Source organism: Paenibacillus sp. FSL F4-0100 (assembly GCF_037993005.1).
Classification (GTDB): Bacteria; Bacillota; Bacilli; order Paenibacillales; family Paenibacillaceae; genus Paenibacillus_AQ.
The window spans coordinates 4,697,695-4,714,237 of the sequence record NZ_CP150303.1 but is presented as its reverse complement, the minus strand read 5'-3'; the positions used below and the strand labels follow the sequence as shown (position 1 = coordinate 4,714,237).

Genomic DNA, 16,543 nt, shown 5'->3' with positions numbered 1-16,543 from the left:
TTGTGTTCTCATGAACATTAGTTCAGTGCCAGGAATACGGGCCGCTATTATGCGTTCGTGTGATGGAACAGTCGGAATCTCAGATGCGTGACATTCGGAGATTCGATGACAGCGGTCCGAACAAATTCGATATTCGGCGAGTGGATATGTTCAAACAATTTCTGACCGTTGCCGAGGAGGATCGGTACCAGCGTGATCAGGAGCTCATCCAGCAGACCTGCTCCGATATATTGCTGTATCACGTTGGCGCCTCCGGCAATTTTAACGTCTTTGCTCCCCGCCACAGCTTTGGCTTGTACTAAGGCGCGTTCGATGCCATCCGTAACGAAGGTATAAGTCGTGCCGCCATTCTTGATTTCTGCGGGGCGAGCTTCATGAGTCAGTATAAACACCGGCATATGAAAAGGAGGGGTATCTCCCCAAAATGGATGGCCATGATCGAACATCGTACGGCCGAGGATGACAGCGCCCGTTCTGCGATTGGATTCGGCGATCAACTCCGCGTCCTGATTAAACTCGCCCCCGGCCAGGCCATGCAGTTCGCGCCAGCTGGTGAGCTCATAGATCCATTCGTGCAGTCGTTCACCTCCCTTGCCTAGGGGCAGCCGTGCGCTATGATTCGGACCTGTTATATATCCGTCCAATGACATCGACATTTCAGCAATAACTTGAGACATGGATTGGTTCACCTTCCATCCGGAAATTTCCTTGTTGCCTACATTTCTTTAGTTCCCTGTATTGACTCGTATTTACGAAATACGTTTGTTCAGGGATCAGTATAGCATTCACGATATGTCTAAATTTCTTATGATTTGCTATCTTCGAAGATGCCATAGAAGAGGGTGTATATGAAAATGGCAAGGTCCGTGATCACGGACCTTGCCATTTTTTTGTATCAGTATTGCTTATAAATCAGGTCTAGCGTGTATCTGTGGTTGTGGGCTCGTCCGAGACTTTCAGTTTATCATTCAGGATACTGTCCTCAAGCACGCTGAATTTGTCCCCGTATACTTTCGTGATATGTTTTTCGCCCCATGCACAGAGCATATCGAGAATTCCACTCAAACTCATGCCGTAATCGCTCAACTCATACTCCACTTTAGGCGGCACTTGATTATGAATAATCCGATTGATCACGCCATCGTCCTCGAGCTCCCGCAGCTGCTGCGTCAGCATTTTTTGCGTAATATTCGGCATGAGACGCTTCAGCTCGTTGGTTCGTTTACGTCCATGGGTCAGATGGCAGAGGATCACGCATTTCCATTTGCCCCCGATCACTTCCAATGTCGCTTCGACGGCGATGTTGTATTTCTTCGTTTGCATATTCATCCTCCTATTTCTAATAGGCACTAAAAAGTATCTAGGGTACTATCAGGTACCTACATTACAAAAAAGTACGTTCTTCACACAAGAAATGATATAGATCATAATAGCATTTGCCGGCTGGATTAAACCATACTCAATATTTTTACAATATACAAGCAAGAGAATAGGATAGGGGGAAATATCAACATCATGATGATAGATAAAAGAAGAAGTTTGCTGGCGCTGCTGGCGCTTGCCGTCAGTGCCTTCGCCATCGGAACAACGGAATTTATCAGCGTAGGGCTGCTGCCGTTGATTGCGGAGGATATGAATATATCCGTGACGACAGCCGGATTAACCGTTTCGATGTATGCGCTTGGCGTTACCTTCGGTGCGCCGATCCTTACGTCGCTGACATCAAGGATGTCCAGGAAGACTTTGCTGCTCTGGATCATGATCATTTTTATTATTGGTAACAGCTTGGCAGCGGGAGCAGCTTCCATTGGTATCCTGCTTGCAGCACGCGTGCTTTCGGCCTTTTCTCATGGAGTATTTATGTCGATCGGCTCGATCATTGCCGCAAGCGTGGTGTCTGAGAACCGCAGGGCATCCGCGATCTCCATTATGTTTACGGGGCTGACGGTAGCCACGGTTACCGGCGTTCCGCTTGGAACGTTTATAGGTCAACAGTGGGGCTGGAGACTTGCTTTTGTAGCCATTGTCGTGGTCGGTATTGTTGCGCTGATCGCGAACAGTATCCTGGTCCCTTCGGACTTGCCTAAGGGAGAACGCACTTCATTCCGTGACCAGGCTAAATTGCTGACGAATGGAAGACTGCTGCTTATGCTCCTGATTACGGCCCTCGGTTATGGCGGGACCTTCGTCGTCTTCACTTATTTATCCCCATTGCTGCAGGATATAACAGGGTTCAAGGAAAATACGGTGGCCATTATCCTGCTTGTATACGGGATCGCCATTGCAGTCGGTAATGTGATCGGCGGGAAGGCAGCCAATCGCAACCCCCTTCGAGCACTATTATATATGTTCATCGCGCAAGCGCTGGTGCTGTTCACGCTTACGTTTACCGCACCGTATCAAGTGGCGGGATTGATCACGATTATTCTCATGGGATTTCTGGCTTTCATGAATGTGCCGGGACTACAGGTTTATGTCGTAATGCTGGCTGAGCGGTTTGCACCCGGGGCAGTGAATATGGCTTCCGCGCTGAACATTGCCGCATTTAATGCCGGCATCGCCATCGGCGCTTTTTTGGGCGGCTTGATCACGAACTCCATGGGCCTGATTCATACGGCATGGATCGGGGCACTGATGGTGCTCGGCGCGGTCGTTCTCACCGGATGGAGCTTGAAGCTGGAACGGAAGAACTCGGAGAAGCCGGAAAAGCAAGCGGCCTGAATGCCTGAATGCCTGAATGATTATTTTATGGTGAAGGGAGGTGATGTCAAAGCGTTTTATCGGAGATACTTCAATATAGGTTAACTTTCATCACAACATCACAACCCAAAAAAATGTTCGGAGGTTTATCAACATGACAGCACAACACTTACAAGATACAACCACTTTATATAATGGCGTCAACATGCCTTGGTTTGGATTAGGCGTATTTAAGGTAGAAGAAGGACCGGAGCTGGTGAATGCCGTCCGTACGGCCATCCAGTATGGGTATCGCAGCGTGGACACGGCCGCCATATACGGCAATGAAGAGGGCGTCGGACAAGGCATTCGCGAGGGTTTGGAAGCTGCCGGTATCAAGCGGGAAGATCTGTTTGTCACATCCAAAGTGTGGAATGCCGATCTAGGTTATGAATCGACTATGAAGGCTTACGAGGAGAGCCTTCGGAAGCTGGGTCTGGAATATTTGGATCTGTACCTTATACACTGGCCGGTTGAAGGGAAATATATAGATGCGTGGAAGGCATTAGAAACGTTGTACAAGGAAGGACGCGTGAAAGCCATTGGCGTGAGCAATTTCCAGATCCATCATCTGGATCGTTTAATGAAGGAAACGGAAATCAAACCGATGGTGAACCAGGTCGAATATCATCCCCGATTAACGCAAAAAGAACTGCAGGCGTACTGCCAGGCGAATGGTATTCAACTCGAAGCATGGTCTCCATTAATGCAAGGACAGCTGCTGGATCAAGAGGATCTTCAGCGCATTGCAGAAAAGCATCATAAATCCATCGCGCAGATTATTCTTCGTTGGGATTTACAAAACGGCGTTGTCACGATTCCGAAATCGACCAAAGAACATCGGATTGCCGAGAATGCGGCAATCTTTGATTTTGAATTGTCCGATGAAGAGATGCAGCGCATCGACAGCTTGAATCAAAATCACAGAGTGGGACCGGACCCGGACCATTTTGATTTCTAAGAAATCTGCGTTTACGCAAGGATAGTAGTGTAATAAATATTGTGACTCTCCTGGACCTCGCGCGGTAACGACGGGAATCGGGAGGGTCCATTCCTACATAACGGAAGGAGAGAGTATAATGAATTTGGATCTGAAGGGAAAAGTCGCATTGGTAACGGGTTCGACATCCGGCATTGGCAAAGCGATTGCCATGTCGCTTGCAGCCGAGGGAGCATCCGTCATAATAAATGGAAGACATGAGGACAAAGTAAAGCAGACGATCCATGACATTCACGCTGTGCATCCGGACGCCGAGCTGCGTATTGCCGTGGCGGATCTCGGAACGGAGGAGGGCTGTCATCAGGTCAGGGAAGCTGCTCCGGTCGTCGATATTCTGATCAACAATTTAGGGATCTTTGAGCCTGCTGAATTTTTCGATATCCCTGATGCGGAGTGGTTTAGGTTCTTCGAGACCAATATTATGAGCGGTGTTCGGTTAACCCGGCACTATTTGAAGAACATGATCAATCGCAATGAAGGTCGAATTATTTTTATCGCGAGTGAAGCAGCCGTCATGCCGTCCCAGGAGATGGCACATTACAGCGCAACCAAGACGATGCAATTGTCCCTTTCCCGGAGCTTGGCCGAGCTGACGACAGGAACCCGCGTCACGGTGAATACCGTCATGCCTGGATCCACTCTTACGGAAGGCGTTGAAACGATGCTGAATACGCTATATCCGGATGAGGATCTATCGATCGAAGAAGCCGAGCAGCGGTTTATGAAGGAGAATCGGCCGACTTCCATCATTCAACGATTGATCCGACCGGAGGAGATTGCGGATTTTGTTACGTATCTCAGCAGTCCCAAGTCCTCGGCGATTAACGGTTCAGCGCTTCGAATCGACGGGGGCTTGGTACGAAGCGTATTCTAAGCAACCGAGGTGTTGTGAACGCTCTGTTAGAAACGGTATTTTTGCCTAAAGGATTTGGGTTTGAAGCCTGTATAACGAATAAAGCAGCGAATGAAATACGGAAAAGAGCCGAATCCGGATTCTTCGGCAATGCGTCCGATCGGATCGTTAGTGTGGATCAATAATCGCTTGGCTTGTTCGATCCGATGCCGTGTCAGAAATTCCAGGGGTGTGCAGCCGAACGTTTTTTTCATGCAGATCGACAGATAGTTCTGGTGGAAGTGCATGGCATCGGATAATCTCTGATAGCTAACCGGTTCTTTGTAATGTTGTCTCAAATAGTTGGCGGTTCGTTCGGCTATGGCATATTGAGGATTCTGATGCTGGATTCCATCCTCTTCGGCTTGAAACAGCAGGAGCAGCTCATGCAGCAGCTGCTGCTGCTTCCAGCGTGCCGCCGAAGAAGACGATGGCTGAAGGTTCTGCAATTGCTCTATCAGGAGTCTCGCTTGCTCTATCGAAGGTAGCTCTCCATACTTGGGTATATAAAAAGAGAAACTCTCGATCTGTACAATAGGCTGATCGGTTTGCGATAAGGCAAAAAGGGTCAGTTCCTCCGTTTCAATCCAACGACCGCACGTCTGAAAATGCAGCCAATAAAAGTGGGTCTCCTCCTGACAGGGCAGATACGTACGGTGCGCAGCATCGGGTCTTAAAATCAGGTGACAGCCGCTCTTTACCCTGTAAGCAACTCCGTTCTCCTCCAGAAATAACGCCCCTTTTGTCACCAGAATCAGATCAAAGACCCCAATGTTATAGCGATCCGGATGTTGGTCTCCTACCTGATAGGTATCTTCTCCACAAATCATATAGTGCGGTAGCGGCGGCGCTGTGAACTGGAAGATCATCTGCGACCAGGCCTCCTCCTCGAACGAACTTTTCTCTATGATAATCGTTTTACTGTTCCGGATTCAATAAGAGAGCATGTTGTAATCGGATAAAAAGATGTTGTTTCTGTGTATAGGGTAACGCCTGGCCCAGATGGTATATTTCTACCAGAGTGTGCACCAACAAGACAGAAACAAGGAGCGTGGAAGTTGATGCTGCATGAGATTGCGTTTAACAGCTTGCCATTAGGAGCAATTAAACCGGCTGGCTGGCTTAAGAGTCAGTTGGAGATTCAAGCAAGCGGATTTACCGGACATTTGGAAGAACAGTGGAAAGACGTAGGGGATGAGAACGGGTGGCTTGGAGGCCAAGGAGAGAGCTGGGAGCGGGGTCCGTATTATGTCGACGGCTTGCTTCCGTTAGCTTATTTGCTCGAAGACGAATCTTTGATTGCCAAAGCGAACCGCTGGATCGAGTGGTCGCTTGCGAGTCAACAGGAGAATGGTATGTTCGGTCCGGCGCGCATAACCTCCGTCAATCAGGATATCGATAAGGAGCAGGACTGGTGGCATTACATGATCATGCTGAAAGTGATGATGCAGCATGAGGAAGCAACGGGCGATGAACGGATTATCCCTTTTCTGACGAAGTTTTTTACTTATGTCCATTCGGTTATCGGGGAACAGCCGCTGCGGGGCTGGGCCCAAACAAGGGGAGCGGAGATGCTGCTGTGCATCGTGTGGCTGCATAAACGTACGGCGCAACCCTTTCTGTTAGTGCTTGCGGATATCGTTGCCGGACAAACAACGGACTGGACCGATATCTTTCATGATTTTCCTTTCTGGCGCAAGGTTGAAGAGTGGGATTGGACAACCCATGTCGTGAATGTGGCGATGGGAATCAAAACGCCGGGCGTGCTGTATGAATTAAACGGAAATCCGGTGGAGCGGGAAAGCGTACATCGGGGTATCGATTCTTTGATGACGTACCATGGTCAAGCGCACGGCATGTTCTCCGGGGACGAGTGGTTATCCGGCACCCACCCGAGCCAAGGTGTGGAATTATGTGCCGTTGTAGAGTATATGTTCTCGATGGAGCAGCTAACGCGTATTTTCGGGGACGGACGTTTCGGGGATATTTTGGAGAAGGTTGCATTTAATGCACTGCCCGCCGCCATCTCCCCGGATTGGACCTCACATCAGTATGATCAGCAAGTCAACCAGATGATCTGCAATGTCGCTCCGCGAGCCTGGAGCAACAGTCCGGACGCCAACGTCTTCGGTCTGGAGCCGAACTTCGGATGCTGCACGGCCAATATGCATCAAGGCTGGCCCAAGTTAACATCGCACCTGTGGATGAAGGATCAAGAGGACGGGCTTGTTGCCGTTTCCTATGCCCCATGCACGGTGAGGACCACGGCCGGTCGTCAAGATGTTCCGGCTGTCGTCGAGGTAACCGGCGAATATCCGTTCAAGGATCGGATTCAAATTAAATTGTCGTTGGAATCCGCGGCATCGTTTCCTCTTTCGCTGCGCATCCCGGCTTGGTGCGACGATCCACTCATAACTCTGAATGGGCGCGAATTGCCATTCCAGGTGGAGTCAGGTTATGCAAGAATCGTGCAGAACTGGCAGAACGGTGACCGATTGGACATTCATTTGCCCATGGAAGTGAAGACCGTGTCGCGCAGCATGTACGCTACCAGCATTGAAAGAGGGCCGCTGGTGTATGTGCTGCCCGTAAAGGAGAACTGGCAGATGATCCGGCAGCGCGACATGTTCCACGATTGGGAGATATACCCTGCATCCCCATGGAAATACGGTTTGGTCGCCGATACGTCATTCGAGGTACTTGAGCAGGATATGGTCCGCCAGCCGTTCCTGGCGAAGGATGCACCTGTCAGGGTGAAGGTTAAAGGCCAGCTGATTCGGGATTGGAAGATGGAAGGCAACAACGCCGGAAACCCTCCGCTGCATCCGAACACGGACGGACAGCCCATTACGGAATTGGTGCTAGTTCCGTACGGAAGCGCCAGGCTTCGGATCGGTGAATTTCCTCTGATCGGGGAGCGGAGAAGAGTCGCTAAGAAATAATTAAATGGATTGAACCATCGAAAAACCGCGTGGATCGCGGTTTTTTTGTTGTACAGATATGTGTTCAAAGGTTAAGATAAGTGTTTACGAAGCTCAGGAATAAACATAATATGGAGTTATTGGATACTGCGCATGTTATTATCGCTAGGAAGAAGCATAAAAAAATAAAGAGTAATGGGATAAGGGACATGGGATGCGTTCGTGAGAAAGGGAAATTTGCCGAAGGAGATCTCATGAAGAGAAAAATAATAGTGGTCCTATTGCTTGTATTTGTTATTCTAATAAATAGCAATGCTCAACGAGATTCGATCGATATGCCCCTTTATGAGGGCAGAAGCCTCGTAATTGGTGTGATCGGAGAAACACCGCAAGTTAGGGAGAAGGGGCATGTGGGTTTTAGGGAGGTTACGTTTCAGCAGCTAGAGGATCTAGACCTTTCCGCGGAGATTGACGCTGTTTTCATAACCAAAGAACATCTGGTGGAAGCTTCTGAGCCCAAGTATACAAAAGTTTATCATCAGGCTGAAGTGCCTTTTTTCTATATCGAGTCTAAAAAATCTCATGTCCCCTTCACGATCGAGGAATTGTCCTACGATGAGGTACCGGATCTTTCATCGGATATGTACGCAACAGGATATTACGGCAAGGATGCGTCGCATTGGGGTTACGGTTTATACAACGGTGTAATGAATGAGACCAATATCCAGGCTGTCTATTCCCATATTTTTGCGACCATCGAGTCGTTGCATAATGACGGAGGAACGTAATTTGCGAGAAATAAATTGGTTGGAGAAAAACGAGACGCTTGAGTCATTGCTCAAGCATGAAACTTCATTCCATGCCGTCCCGTTAGATTCCGGGATGGAGGCAGAAGTGATGATGATCACCACGTCAACGGCAGACTACGTACTAAAGGTATGGAATAAAGAGTCCAAGCCCAACGTTCAGATGCAATATCACATATTGAATGCATTGTGCACGCATGGAAGCGCGGTTTCGAAACCTTTAGGCTGGGGGACAGACCGGAATGGCAACCCAGTTTTGCTGACCAGTTACGATGGTACTCCCGTTCAAAATGTGAATCAGCCTAAACTAATGAAACTTGCTAAGATGCTAATGGATATACATAAGCTTCCCCTGGATAGCCAGAGAGGCTCTGGGTTGAAGAGATATGATTTCATCTCCTATTTTTATCCTCGAATTGATGAGTTTCCCGATATCAAACAGCCATTGATGGAGCTTGTTCAGCGTGCGAACATGAAACAAGATTGTGTCATCCATGGCGACTACCATCTGGGCAATATTCTTGAGATGGAAGACGAGTTGACCGTCATCGATTGGACTAATGTCCAAATGGGCGATCCCAGGTATGACATCGCTTGGTCGATATTCTTAATGTGGATATATGTGAGCGAGAAGGGAGCTTCTTTCTACCGTGCTGTATTTTGTACCGAGAACCGTTACGAAGCGGATGAGCTCGAGCTTTTTGAAGCTATAGCCTGTCTGCGCTGGGTTTTGCTTAGTAAAGTGGCCCGCCTACCCATTAGAAAGGATACGATCTCAAGGGTCAGGTCAATCTTGTTGCGCAGCAACTATTTAAAGCTCAAGCTGATTTAGTCTGATCCAACAAAAATACACAGCCGCCCCTCAGATCAGAGTTAGATCGAATTGGGAAATTTACAGCAGTACATTCAGCCCCCTATAACCATCCAACAAGATGGTAAGGGGCTTTTTTATGAAGCAGCGGGATGCACCAAAGCCGGGATCACGCACCGAGCGCACAGGGAGAAGTGCGCCCGCTAAGTCATAAAAGCCCCGACAACGCTCGGATAATCTTCTTACCAAAAATTAAAAAAAGAGGGTTGACAGAAGCATATCCGATCTTGTATCTGTGATTGTAATCGTTTACGTAATCGATTACATAATGGAATCATAACGTTTTGAGGTGAACAATGTTTGGCAAGAGCAACGATTAAACAAGTAGCAGCGGCAGCAGAAGTATCTACGGCAACCGTTTCAAGAGTGCTGAACGACAGCGATTATGTAAGCGATGAAATTAAAGAGCGCGTAATGGCGGCGGTGAACCAGTTGAATTACCGGCCAAGCGCCATCGCCCGAAGTCTTAAGCAGGACCGTACGTATATGATCGGGGTCATCGTTCCCGATATCTCCAACCCTTATTTCATGGGAATCTCCAGAGGTATTGAGGATATTGTAGGCAAAGAGGGCTTTCAGCTCATATTCTGCAGCTCGGACGAGAATCCGGATAAGGAAAAACGATTGCTTAAGCTTATGCAGGAAAAGCGCGTGGACGCCGTCGTACTGGCGACGTCAGGCGGAAATGATCCGGCGATCAAGCAGCTGGCAGATTCTAAAATGCCGATCATCCTCATAGACAGAAAACTGGACTCGCCTGAAATCGGATTTCGACTCGATCTGGTAGCCGAGGACAATACCGAAGGCGCAACCCGTCTAACCAGAAAACTGTTAGAGGATGGGCATACGGCCATTGGGGTGGTAAACGGCCCGACGAGATCAAGTACGGGCAGGGAGCGTCTTGACGGTGTTCGGAAGGCGATGGAGGAATACGGACTGCACGAGGAACCGATGGTGTATAATGGCGACTTCTCTACAGAGGACGGAATCCGGGCGGTACGGCATTTTCTGGGGCTGGAGCATCGGCCCACTGCGATTATATCTCTGAATAACCGAATGAGTCTTGGCGTATTGCTTGAGATTGTACGCAGTGGACTAAAGATTCCGGATGACATGGCAGTAGCTTCTTTCGGTGAGGTAGAGGCCGGTCCATTACTCAAAGGATCGGGACTTTATTATATGGAACAGCATCCCTATGAAATGGGAATCAAAGCCGGTGAGATTCTTCTACGTCGAATTCGCGAAGAAGCACCGCTGTCTGATCCGGAAATTGAAATTTACAGCAATGAAGTGAAACAGCTGAATTGACCTATAAGCTGCCGTTCTAAAAACAGAGAGGATGATGACAATGCATTATCAAACCCAAATCTGCAATCGATTGCAGAATCAATTGCCGAAGATCGGCATTCGTCCAGTCGTCGATGGTCGGAGGGGAGGCATTCGGGAATCGTTAGAGGATGTAACGATGGATATGGCGAAGCGAACTGCACGCCTGCTTACCGAAAATCTAAGGCATAGCAACGGGCTTCCGGTTGAATGCGTGATTGCCGACACCTGCATTGGAGGAGTAGCCGAAGCCGCAAGAACGGAAGAGAAGTTTGCCAGGGAAAATGTAGGACTAACCATTTCGGTGACACCTTCCTGGTGCTATCCGACGGAAACGATGGATACCCATCCGACAAGGCCGAAAGCGATTTGGGGATTTAACGGAACCGAGCGCCCCGGTGCCGTGTATCTGGCGGCAGCACTTGGAGCACATAATCAGAAGGGACTCCCGGCTTTCTCGATCTATGGACGCGATGTGCAGGATATCGGGGATACCGAAATTACAGCTGACGTACAGGAGAAGATTCTGCAATTTGCAAAGGCAGGCCTTGCCGTAGCGACCATGAAGGGGACTTCCTATCTGTCGATGGGTACCGTATCCATGGGAATCGCGGGCTGTATCGTCGACGAGAACTTTTTCCAGAAGTATCTTGGGATGCGCAATGAATACGTGGATATGACGGAATTCGTAAGGCGAATCGAGCTGGAAATATACGACCGCGACGAATATGAGCGGGCACTGGCCTGGATTAAAGAGAACTGCAAGCCAGGGACGGACGTCAATCCGGAGCACTTAAAGCGAACCGATGAGCAGAAGCGGCAGGATTGGGAGACCGTCGCGAAGATGGTGTTAATCGCACGCGATTTGATGGTGGGCAATCCGAAGCTGGCGGAAATGGGATACGGGGAGGAAGCGCTCGGGCGAAATGCGCTGGCAGCAGGGTTTCAAGGACAGCGTGCCTGGACGGACTATTTCCCGACCGGAGATTTCATGGAGGCAGTACTCAATTCCTCCTTTGATTGGAATGGTCTGAGGGAACCCTACATGGTTGCAACGGAGAACGATAATTTGAACGGAATTACGATGCTGTTCGGACATCTCCTGACGGACGCAGCCCAGGTATTTGCTGATGTTCGTACATATTGGAGCCCTGAAGCGGTAAAGCGTGTAACAGGGTATCAACTTGAGGGGATCGCAGAGCAGGGCGTGATCCATCTGATCAACTCCGGGCCTGCTGCCCTTGACGGAACGGGAAGGCAGACGAAGGACGGCAGACCGGCGATGAAGCCGTTCTGGGAAATCACGCAGGAGGAAGTTCAAGACTGTCTGGATGCGGTCAAGTGGTGTCCGGCTATCGATTTCTTCCGCGGCGGCGGCTTCTCAACAGACTTCACGACCCGGGAAGGAATGCCGGTCACGATTGCGAGGATCAATATGGTTGCGGGTGTCGGGCCGGTCCTTCATATTGCCGAGGGAATGACCGTGGAGCTGCCGGAGGCGGTGCACGATGTATTGGATCAGCGAAGCGATCCTACGTGGCCGACGACCTGGTTCGTGCCAAATCTGACCGGCGAGGGACTGTTCAAGGATGTATACACCGTGATGAGCAGCTGGGGATCCAACCATGCCGCCATGAGTTACGGCCATATCGGCGGAGATCTGATCACCTTGGCTTCGATGATCCGCATTCCGGTATGCATGCATAACGTACCGGAGGAACGGATATTCCGGCCGAGTGCATGGACCGCTTTCGGCGGACTGGAGCCGGTCTCGGCAGACTACCGGGCATGCGCGTCTTATGGTCCGTTGTATAAATAGGAGGCGGATGAAATGAAGCAGTTATACACTATTGGCGTGGATTTCGGTACCGAATCGGGCAGGGCTTTGCTCGTTGATATCAATACAGGGCAAGAAGTTGCGACGCATGTGACGCCATACACGCACGGAGTTATGGACGAGGTGCTGGTCCACTCGGACTTGAAGCTGGAGCAGGATTGGGCGCTGCAGCATCCGGGGGACTACATGGAAGTCCTTCAGCAATCCATCCCGCGTGTGTTGTCGGAGGCTAACGTATCACCTGATCAAGTCATAGGGATCGGCGTCGATTTTACAGCGTGTACAATGATGCCGCTGGATGCCGGGGGAACTCCGCTGTGCATGCTGGAGGAGTGGAGAGACAACCCGCATAGCTGGGTAAAGCTGTGGAAGCACCACGCGGCACAGGATGAAGCGAACCTGATTAATGAAGCCGCAATACGGCGGGGTGAGAAATTTCTTGCTCGCTATGGAGGTAAGCTCTCCTCGGAGTGGATGCTTGCGAAGTCTTTACAGATTCTGAATGAAGCTCCGGAGATCTATGAGCAGGCTGTATTGTTCATGGAGGCTGCCGATTGGGTGGTCATGCAATTGACCGGTCAGCTCGCGCGGAGCAGCTGCACCTCAGGCTACAAAGCCAATTGGCATAAACGGGAGGGATACCCGTCCAAGGAGTTCCTGAAGTCGCTTGATCCGAGGTTTGGTGACCTCGTGGAGACGAAGCTGAGAGGCCCGATCAAGCCCTTGGGCTCGAAAGCGGGCGGATTAACCGAATCTATGGCAGCCATGACCGGGCTTCTGCCGGGCACCGCGGTCGCCGTAGCCATCATCGATGCCCATGCCATGGTGCCGGCCGTTAGCGTGGTAACCCCTGGCAAGCTGGTGCTTGCGATGGGAACCTCTACTTGTCACTTGATTTTAAGCGACAAGGAAGTGACGGGCGAAGGCATTTGCGGCGTCGTCGAGGACGGGATCATTCCCGGTTATTACGGGTATGAAGCCGGGCAATCGGCCGTAGGCGACATCTTCGCGTGGTATGTGGAAGAGGCTGTGCCGGAATATGTTCGTCGCAAAGCATCCGAAGTGCGGCTTGGCATTCATGAGTGGCTTGAGAAGGAAGCGGCTGGGTATGCGCCTGGCCAAAGCGGACTACTGGCACTCGATTGGTGGAACGGAAGCCGCTCTGTACTGATGGATGCCGATCTTAGCGGCGTAATGCTCGGCTTGACCCTGCAAACCAAGCCTGCGGAAATATACCGGGCGCTGCTGGAGGCCACTGCCTTTGGAACGCGGGCGATTATCGATGCTTTTACCGTAAGCGGCGTAGAAGTCCAGGAGCTCTATGCTTGCGGCGGATTGCCGCAGCGAAACCGTTTGCTGATGCAAATCTATGCTGACGTTACCGGCAAAGAAATCAAAGTAGCGGATACAATCCAGACGGCCGCTTTTGGTGCAGCCATGTTCGGTGCCGTGGCGGCAGGCAAAGAGCAAGGTGGCTTTGGGAGTATCGTTGAGGCTGCGGAAGCAATAGCCCGTGTTCGGAAAGAGACCTTTAAGCCGATTGAGGCCAATGTGCGCGTGTATGATCAATTGTACAAGGAATATAAAGGCCTTCATGATTATTTGGGCAGAGGCGATAACGGGGTGCTGAAACGCTTGAAGGCATTAAGAAGCGGTAAATCACCGGAATGAATGTGTGAATGAAAGCCTGAATAAACGCGAGGTCACAACGAAATATCGCCTGGCGGCGTTGGACTCATAAACAGGGGATGCAGGTTCTGGAAGGACCCTGCATTCCATCACCATCAATTCTGCAATCGATGTCACATTTTGGGAAACGAGTTCTAGAAGTACTTATATAACCTTTATCCACCAATCTAAAAGGAGCGAACCATCCATGAACAATCATTCAGCATTATCTTCACTCAGCCTTACTCGCAACGGGAAAAGTAAACGGGAATCCAGCTACGACCGTTCGGGAGGCAATAAAGATTACTTCTCCATCAACCCTGGCGACCTGACCGAAATTTGCAACATTCCAGGCGCGGGCGCCATCACCCACATCTGGATGACGATGGCGACTGACGCGCCTGCTGAGGAATTGTATCTACCGCGTAAAATCGTTCTCCGCATGTACTGGGACCAGGAGGCGGAGCCCAGCGTGGAAGCGCCGATCGGTGATTTTTTCGGAATGGGGCACGGGATCACCAAAAACTATACGTCTGCGGCATTGATGATGAGTCCCGAGGACGGCAAGGCATTCAACTGCTTCTTCCGCATGCCGTTTGCGGATGGAGCCCGCATTACGATTGAGAGCGAGGCGGACCATCCGATCAAATTCTATTTCTATGTAAATTACGAGTCACACGATAAGCTGCCTGAGGAGGAGCTGAGATTCCATGCCCAGTGGCATCGGGAAAATCCTACGGACGGGATACCGGATGACGGAGTGGATAACGCCTTCTATGAATTCGGCGGCAAGAATACGACCGGCGACGGGAACTATGTCATCCTGGATGCGGTGGGGAAAGGTCATTACATCGGCTGCAACTTCAATGTCCATAACCTGCGCGATACGCGGGAGTGGAACTGGTACGGCGAAGGGGACGACATGATCTTCATCGATGGGGAGCCATGGCCTCCGACCTTGCACGGAACGGGGATGGAGGATTATTTCAACACGGCCTGGTGTCCGCAGCAGGAGGTGTGCACGCCCTATCATGGCATTATTCTGGGAGGGGGACCGAACTGGAGCGGCAAAATCTCCACGTACCGGTATCATATCCTCGACCCGATCATGTTCGAGAGCAGCATCAAGGTAACGATCGAGCACGGACATAACAATCATCGGAGCGACGATGTTTCCTCTACGGCGTACTGGTATCAGGCTGAACCTCATCGTCCTTTCCCGGCGCTGCCTAAGGTGGATAAGAGAAAGCCTCTGCCGGATATCAAGCCGCTTAACGATGATAGCATGAAGCAAATATTCGGCCACTCCAACCCTTAATATAAAGGGGTGGAATAGTGAATCGAAAGGGGAGATGAGCTTGAAATTGAAATCGGCCTTGCTCGCCAGCCTACTCGTGCTTCTTTGCGGCTGCATGAGCGGCAGCAAGGTGAATCCCCAGCTAGATGGAGCAGACAAGGGCTTTATATTAACAGGCATTACCGGCCTGGAACAAATTTCGCAATTGACTGGCGGACGATCCCCCAATCGTACCGATCGATACGCGGTGTACGGTACCGATCTCGGTTCTATGATTAACGATGGGGAACGAACCTACTTCGTGTTCGGGGATACGTTCGGCGAACGGGCGCCAGATCAGATAGGCGGAGGGGGCAGCTACTGGCGCTCCAATACGATGGCCTATACCACGGATATGGAACCGGCTGACGGCATCACGTTTGAAAACATGGTGACGGATGAATTCGGTACAGCCAAGGAGCTGCTGCCCTCCGTCAAAATCGATTATGAAGAAATGACCAAAATTCCGACTCATGGCATTGCGGCAGGTGGTGCATTGTATGTGTACTACATGTCGGTCAATCATTGGGGAGATCCTGGGAAGTGGGACGCCAACTACAGCAGCGTGGCCAAATCGGTTGATAACGGTGAGACGTGGGAGCTCCAGGATCAACTGCGTTGGCCGGGGAACAGCAATTTCATTCAGGTCAGTCCCTATAAGGTAAAGAATGAAGCAGGCGGGACGGACATTTATTTCTGGGGTATTCCAGCCGGACGCTATGGCGGCGTTCAGCTCATGAAGGTGGGAGAAGAGAACATCGAGAATCTGTCCGAGTACGAGTACTATAGTGGTCTGGACGATGATGGTAATCCCAGATGGAGTACCGATAAGAAAGATGCCCAGAATGTAGTGGATGACACGGTCGGCGAGCTTTCCGTTGTATGGAACTCTTATCTGGAACGTTGGCTGATGACATATCTGAAGGAAGGCCAGGGTGTTGTCATACGTGAAGGGATGACGCCGTGGGGGCCGTGGGGCGAGCCTCTGGATTTGGTCCGAGCCGAGGATTATCCAGGACTGTATGGTCCCTATTTGAATGATCGGTATACCGAGAATGACGGGCGAACGATTTATTTCACGCTATCTTTGTGGGATCCGTACAACGTCTTTTGGTATAAAGCTTCTCTGGAAAAATGACAACGGATT

Annotated in this window: 14 protein-coding genes; 11 read left to right on the top strand and 3 right to left on the bottom strand. The window is 50.4% G+C overall.

The window, feature by feature from the left end:
• Nucleotides 1–47 precede the first annotated feature (47 nt).
• On the bottom strand, nt 48–677 hold the full coding sequence (locus tag MHH48_RS21280; protein WP_076321901.1) for a dihydrofolate reductase family protein: 630 nt from the start codon (nt 675–677) through the stop codon (nt 48–50).
• A gap of 241 nt (nt 678–918) precedes the next feature.
• Nucleotides 919–1,323: a helix-turn-helix domain-containing protein gene (locus tag MHH48_RS21275; protein WP_076321900.1), complete on the bottom strand. Its 405-nt coding sequence runs from the start codon at nt 1,321–1,323 to the stop codon at nt 919–921.
• 192 nt (nt 1,324–1,515) lie between these two features.
• Here MHH48_RS21275 and MHH48_RS21270 point away from each other — a divergent pair, with 192 nt between their 5' ends.
• The 3 genes from MHH48_RS21270 (at nt 1,516) to MHH48_RS21260 (ending at nt 4,613) form a co-directional block, all read left to right on the top strand.
• The gene (locus MHH48_RS21270) at nt 1,516–2,721 is read left to right on the top strand and encodes an MFS transporter (protein ID WP_076321899.1); all 1,206 of its coding nucleotides are present in this window, start codon (nt 1,516–1,518) and stop codon (nt 2,719–2,721) included.
• A gap of 133 nt (nt 2,722–2,854) precedes the next feature.
• Nucleotides 2,855–3,700: an aldo/keto reductase gene (locus MHH48_RS21265; protein ID WP_076321898.1), complete on the top strand. Its 846-nt coding sequence runs from the start codon at nt 2,855–2,857 to the stop codon at nt 3,698–3,700.
• A 118-nt stretch (nt 3,701–3,818) separates the two neighbouring features.
• Nucleotides 3,819–4,613, top strand: coding sequence for an SDR family oxidoreductase (locus tag MHH48_RS21260; protein WP_076321897.1), 795 nt, complete (start codon nt 3,819–3,821; stop codon nt 4,611–4,613).
• A gap of 26 nt (nt 4,614–4,639) precedes the next feature.
• Here the strand turns inward: MHH48_RS21260 and MHH48_RS21255 are convergent, their stop codons facing one another.
• Nucleotides 4,640–5,500 (bottom strand): AraC family transcriptional regulator, encoded by an 861-nt coding sequence (locus MHH48_RS21255; RefSeq protein ID WP_076321896.1) that lies wholly within the window; start codon nt 5,498–5,500, stop codon nt 4,640–4,642.
• A 192-nt stretch (nt 5,501–5,692) separates the two neighbouring features.
• Here MHH48_RS21255 and MHH48_RS21250 point away from each other — a divergent pair, with 192 nt between their 5' ends.
• The 8 genes from MHH48_RS21250 to MHH48_RS21215 all read left to right on the top strand — a co-directional run bounded on the left by MHH48_RS21250 (nt 5,693) and on the right by MHH48_RS21215 (nt 16,534).
• The gene (locus MHH48_RS21250; RefSeq protein WP_076321895.1) at nt 5,693–7,573 is read left to right on the top strand and encodes a beta-L-arabinofuranosidase domain-containing protein; all 1,881 of its coding nucleotides are present in this window, start codon (nt 5,693–5,695) and stop codon (nt 7,571–7,573) included.
• Between the two features lie 110 nt (nt 7,574–7,683).
• A complete protein-coding gene (locus MHH48_RS21245; protein WP_256720476.1) occupies nt 7,684–8,340 on the top strand; it encodes a hypothetical protein in 657 nt (218 codons plus the stop codon).
• A 1-nt stretch (nt 8,341) separates the two neighbouring features.
• Complete coding sequence (locus MHH48_RS21240; protein ID WP_256720475.1) at nt 8,342–9,190, top strand: aminoglycoside phosphotransferase family protein; 849 nt, start codon at nt 8,342–8,344, stop codon at nt 9,188–9,190.
• Nucleotides 9,191–9,529: 339 nt separating this feature from the next.
• Nucleotides 9,530–10,537 carry a LacI family DNA-binding transcriptional regulator gene (locus MHH48_RS21235; protein ID WP_076321893.1) on the top strand — a complete coding sequence of 336 codons (1,008 nt, stop codon included), beginning with the start codon at nt 9,530–9,532 and terminating at the stop codon, nt 10,535–10,537.
• A 40-nt stretch (nt 10,538–10,577) separates the two neighbouring features.
• Nucleotides 10,578–12,374 (top strand): L-fucose isomerase, encoded by a 1,797-nt coding sequence (locus tag MHH48_RS21230; RefSeq protein WP_144023433.1) that lies wholly within the window; start codon nt 10,578–10,580, stop codon nt 12,372–12,374.
• 12 nt (nt 12,375–12,386) lie between these two features.
• Nucleotides 12,387–14,063, top strand: coding sequence for a ribulokinase (locus MHH48_RS21225; RefSeq protein ID WP_076321891.1), 1,677 nt, complete (start codon nt 12,387–12,389; stop codon nt 14,061–14,063).
• Nucleotides 14,064–14,268: 205 nt separating this feature from the next.
• On the top strand, nt 14,269–15,378 hold the full coding sequence (locus tag MHH48_RS21220; RefSeq protein WP_076321890.1) for a glycoside hydrolase family 172 protein: 1,110 nt from the start codon (nt 14,269–14,271) through the stop codon (nt 15,376–15,378).
• 40 nt (nt 15,379–15,418) lie between these two features.
• Nucleotides 15,419–16,534 (top strand): DUF4185 domain-containing protein, encoded by a 1,116-nt coding sequence (locus MHH48_RS21215; RefSeq protein WP_076321889.1) that lies wholly within the window; start codon nt 15,419–15,421, stop codon nt 16,532–16,534.
• The last annotated feature ends 9 nt before the right edge of the window (nt 16,535–16,543 follow it).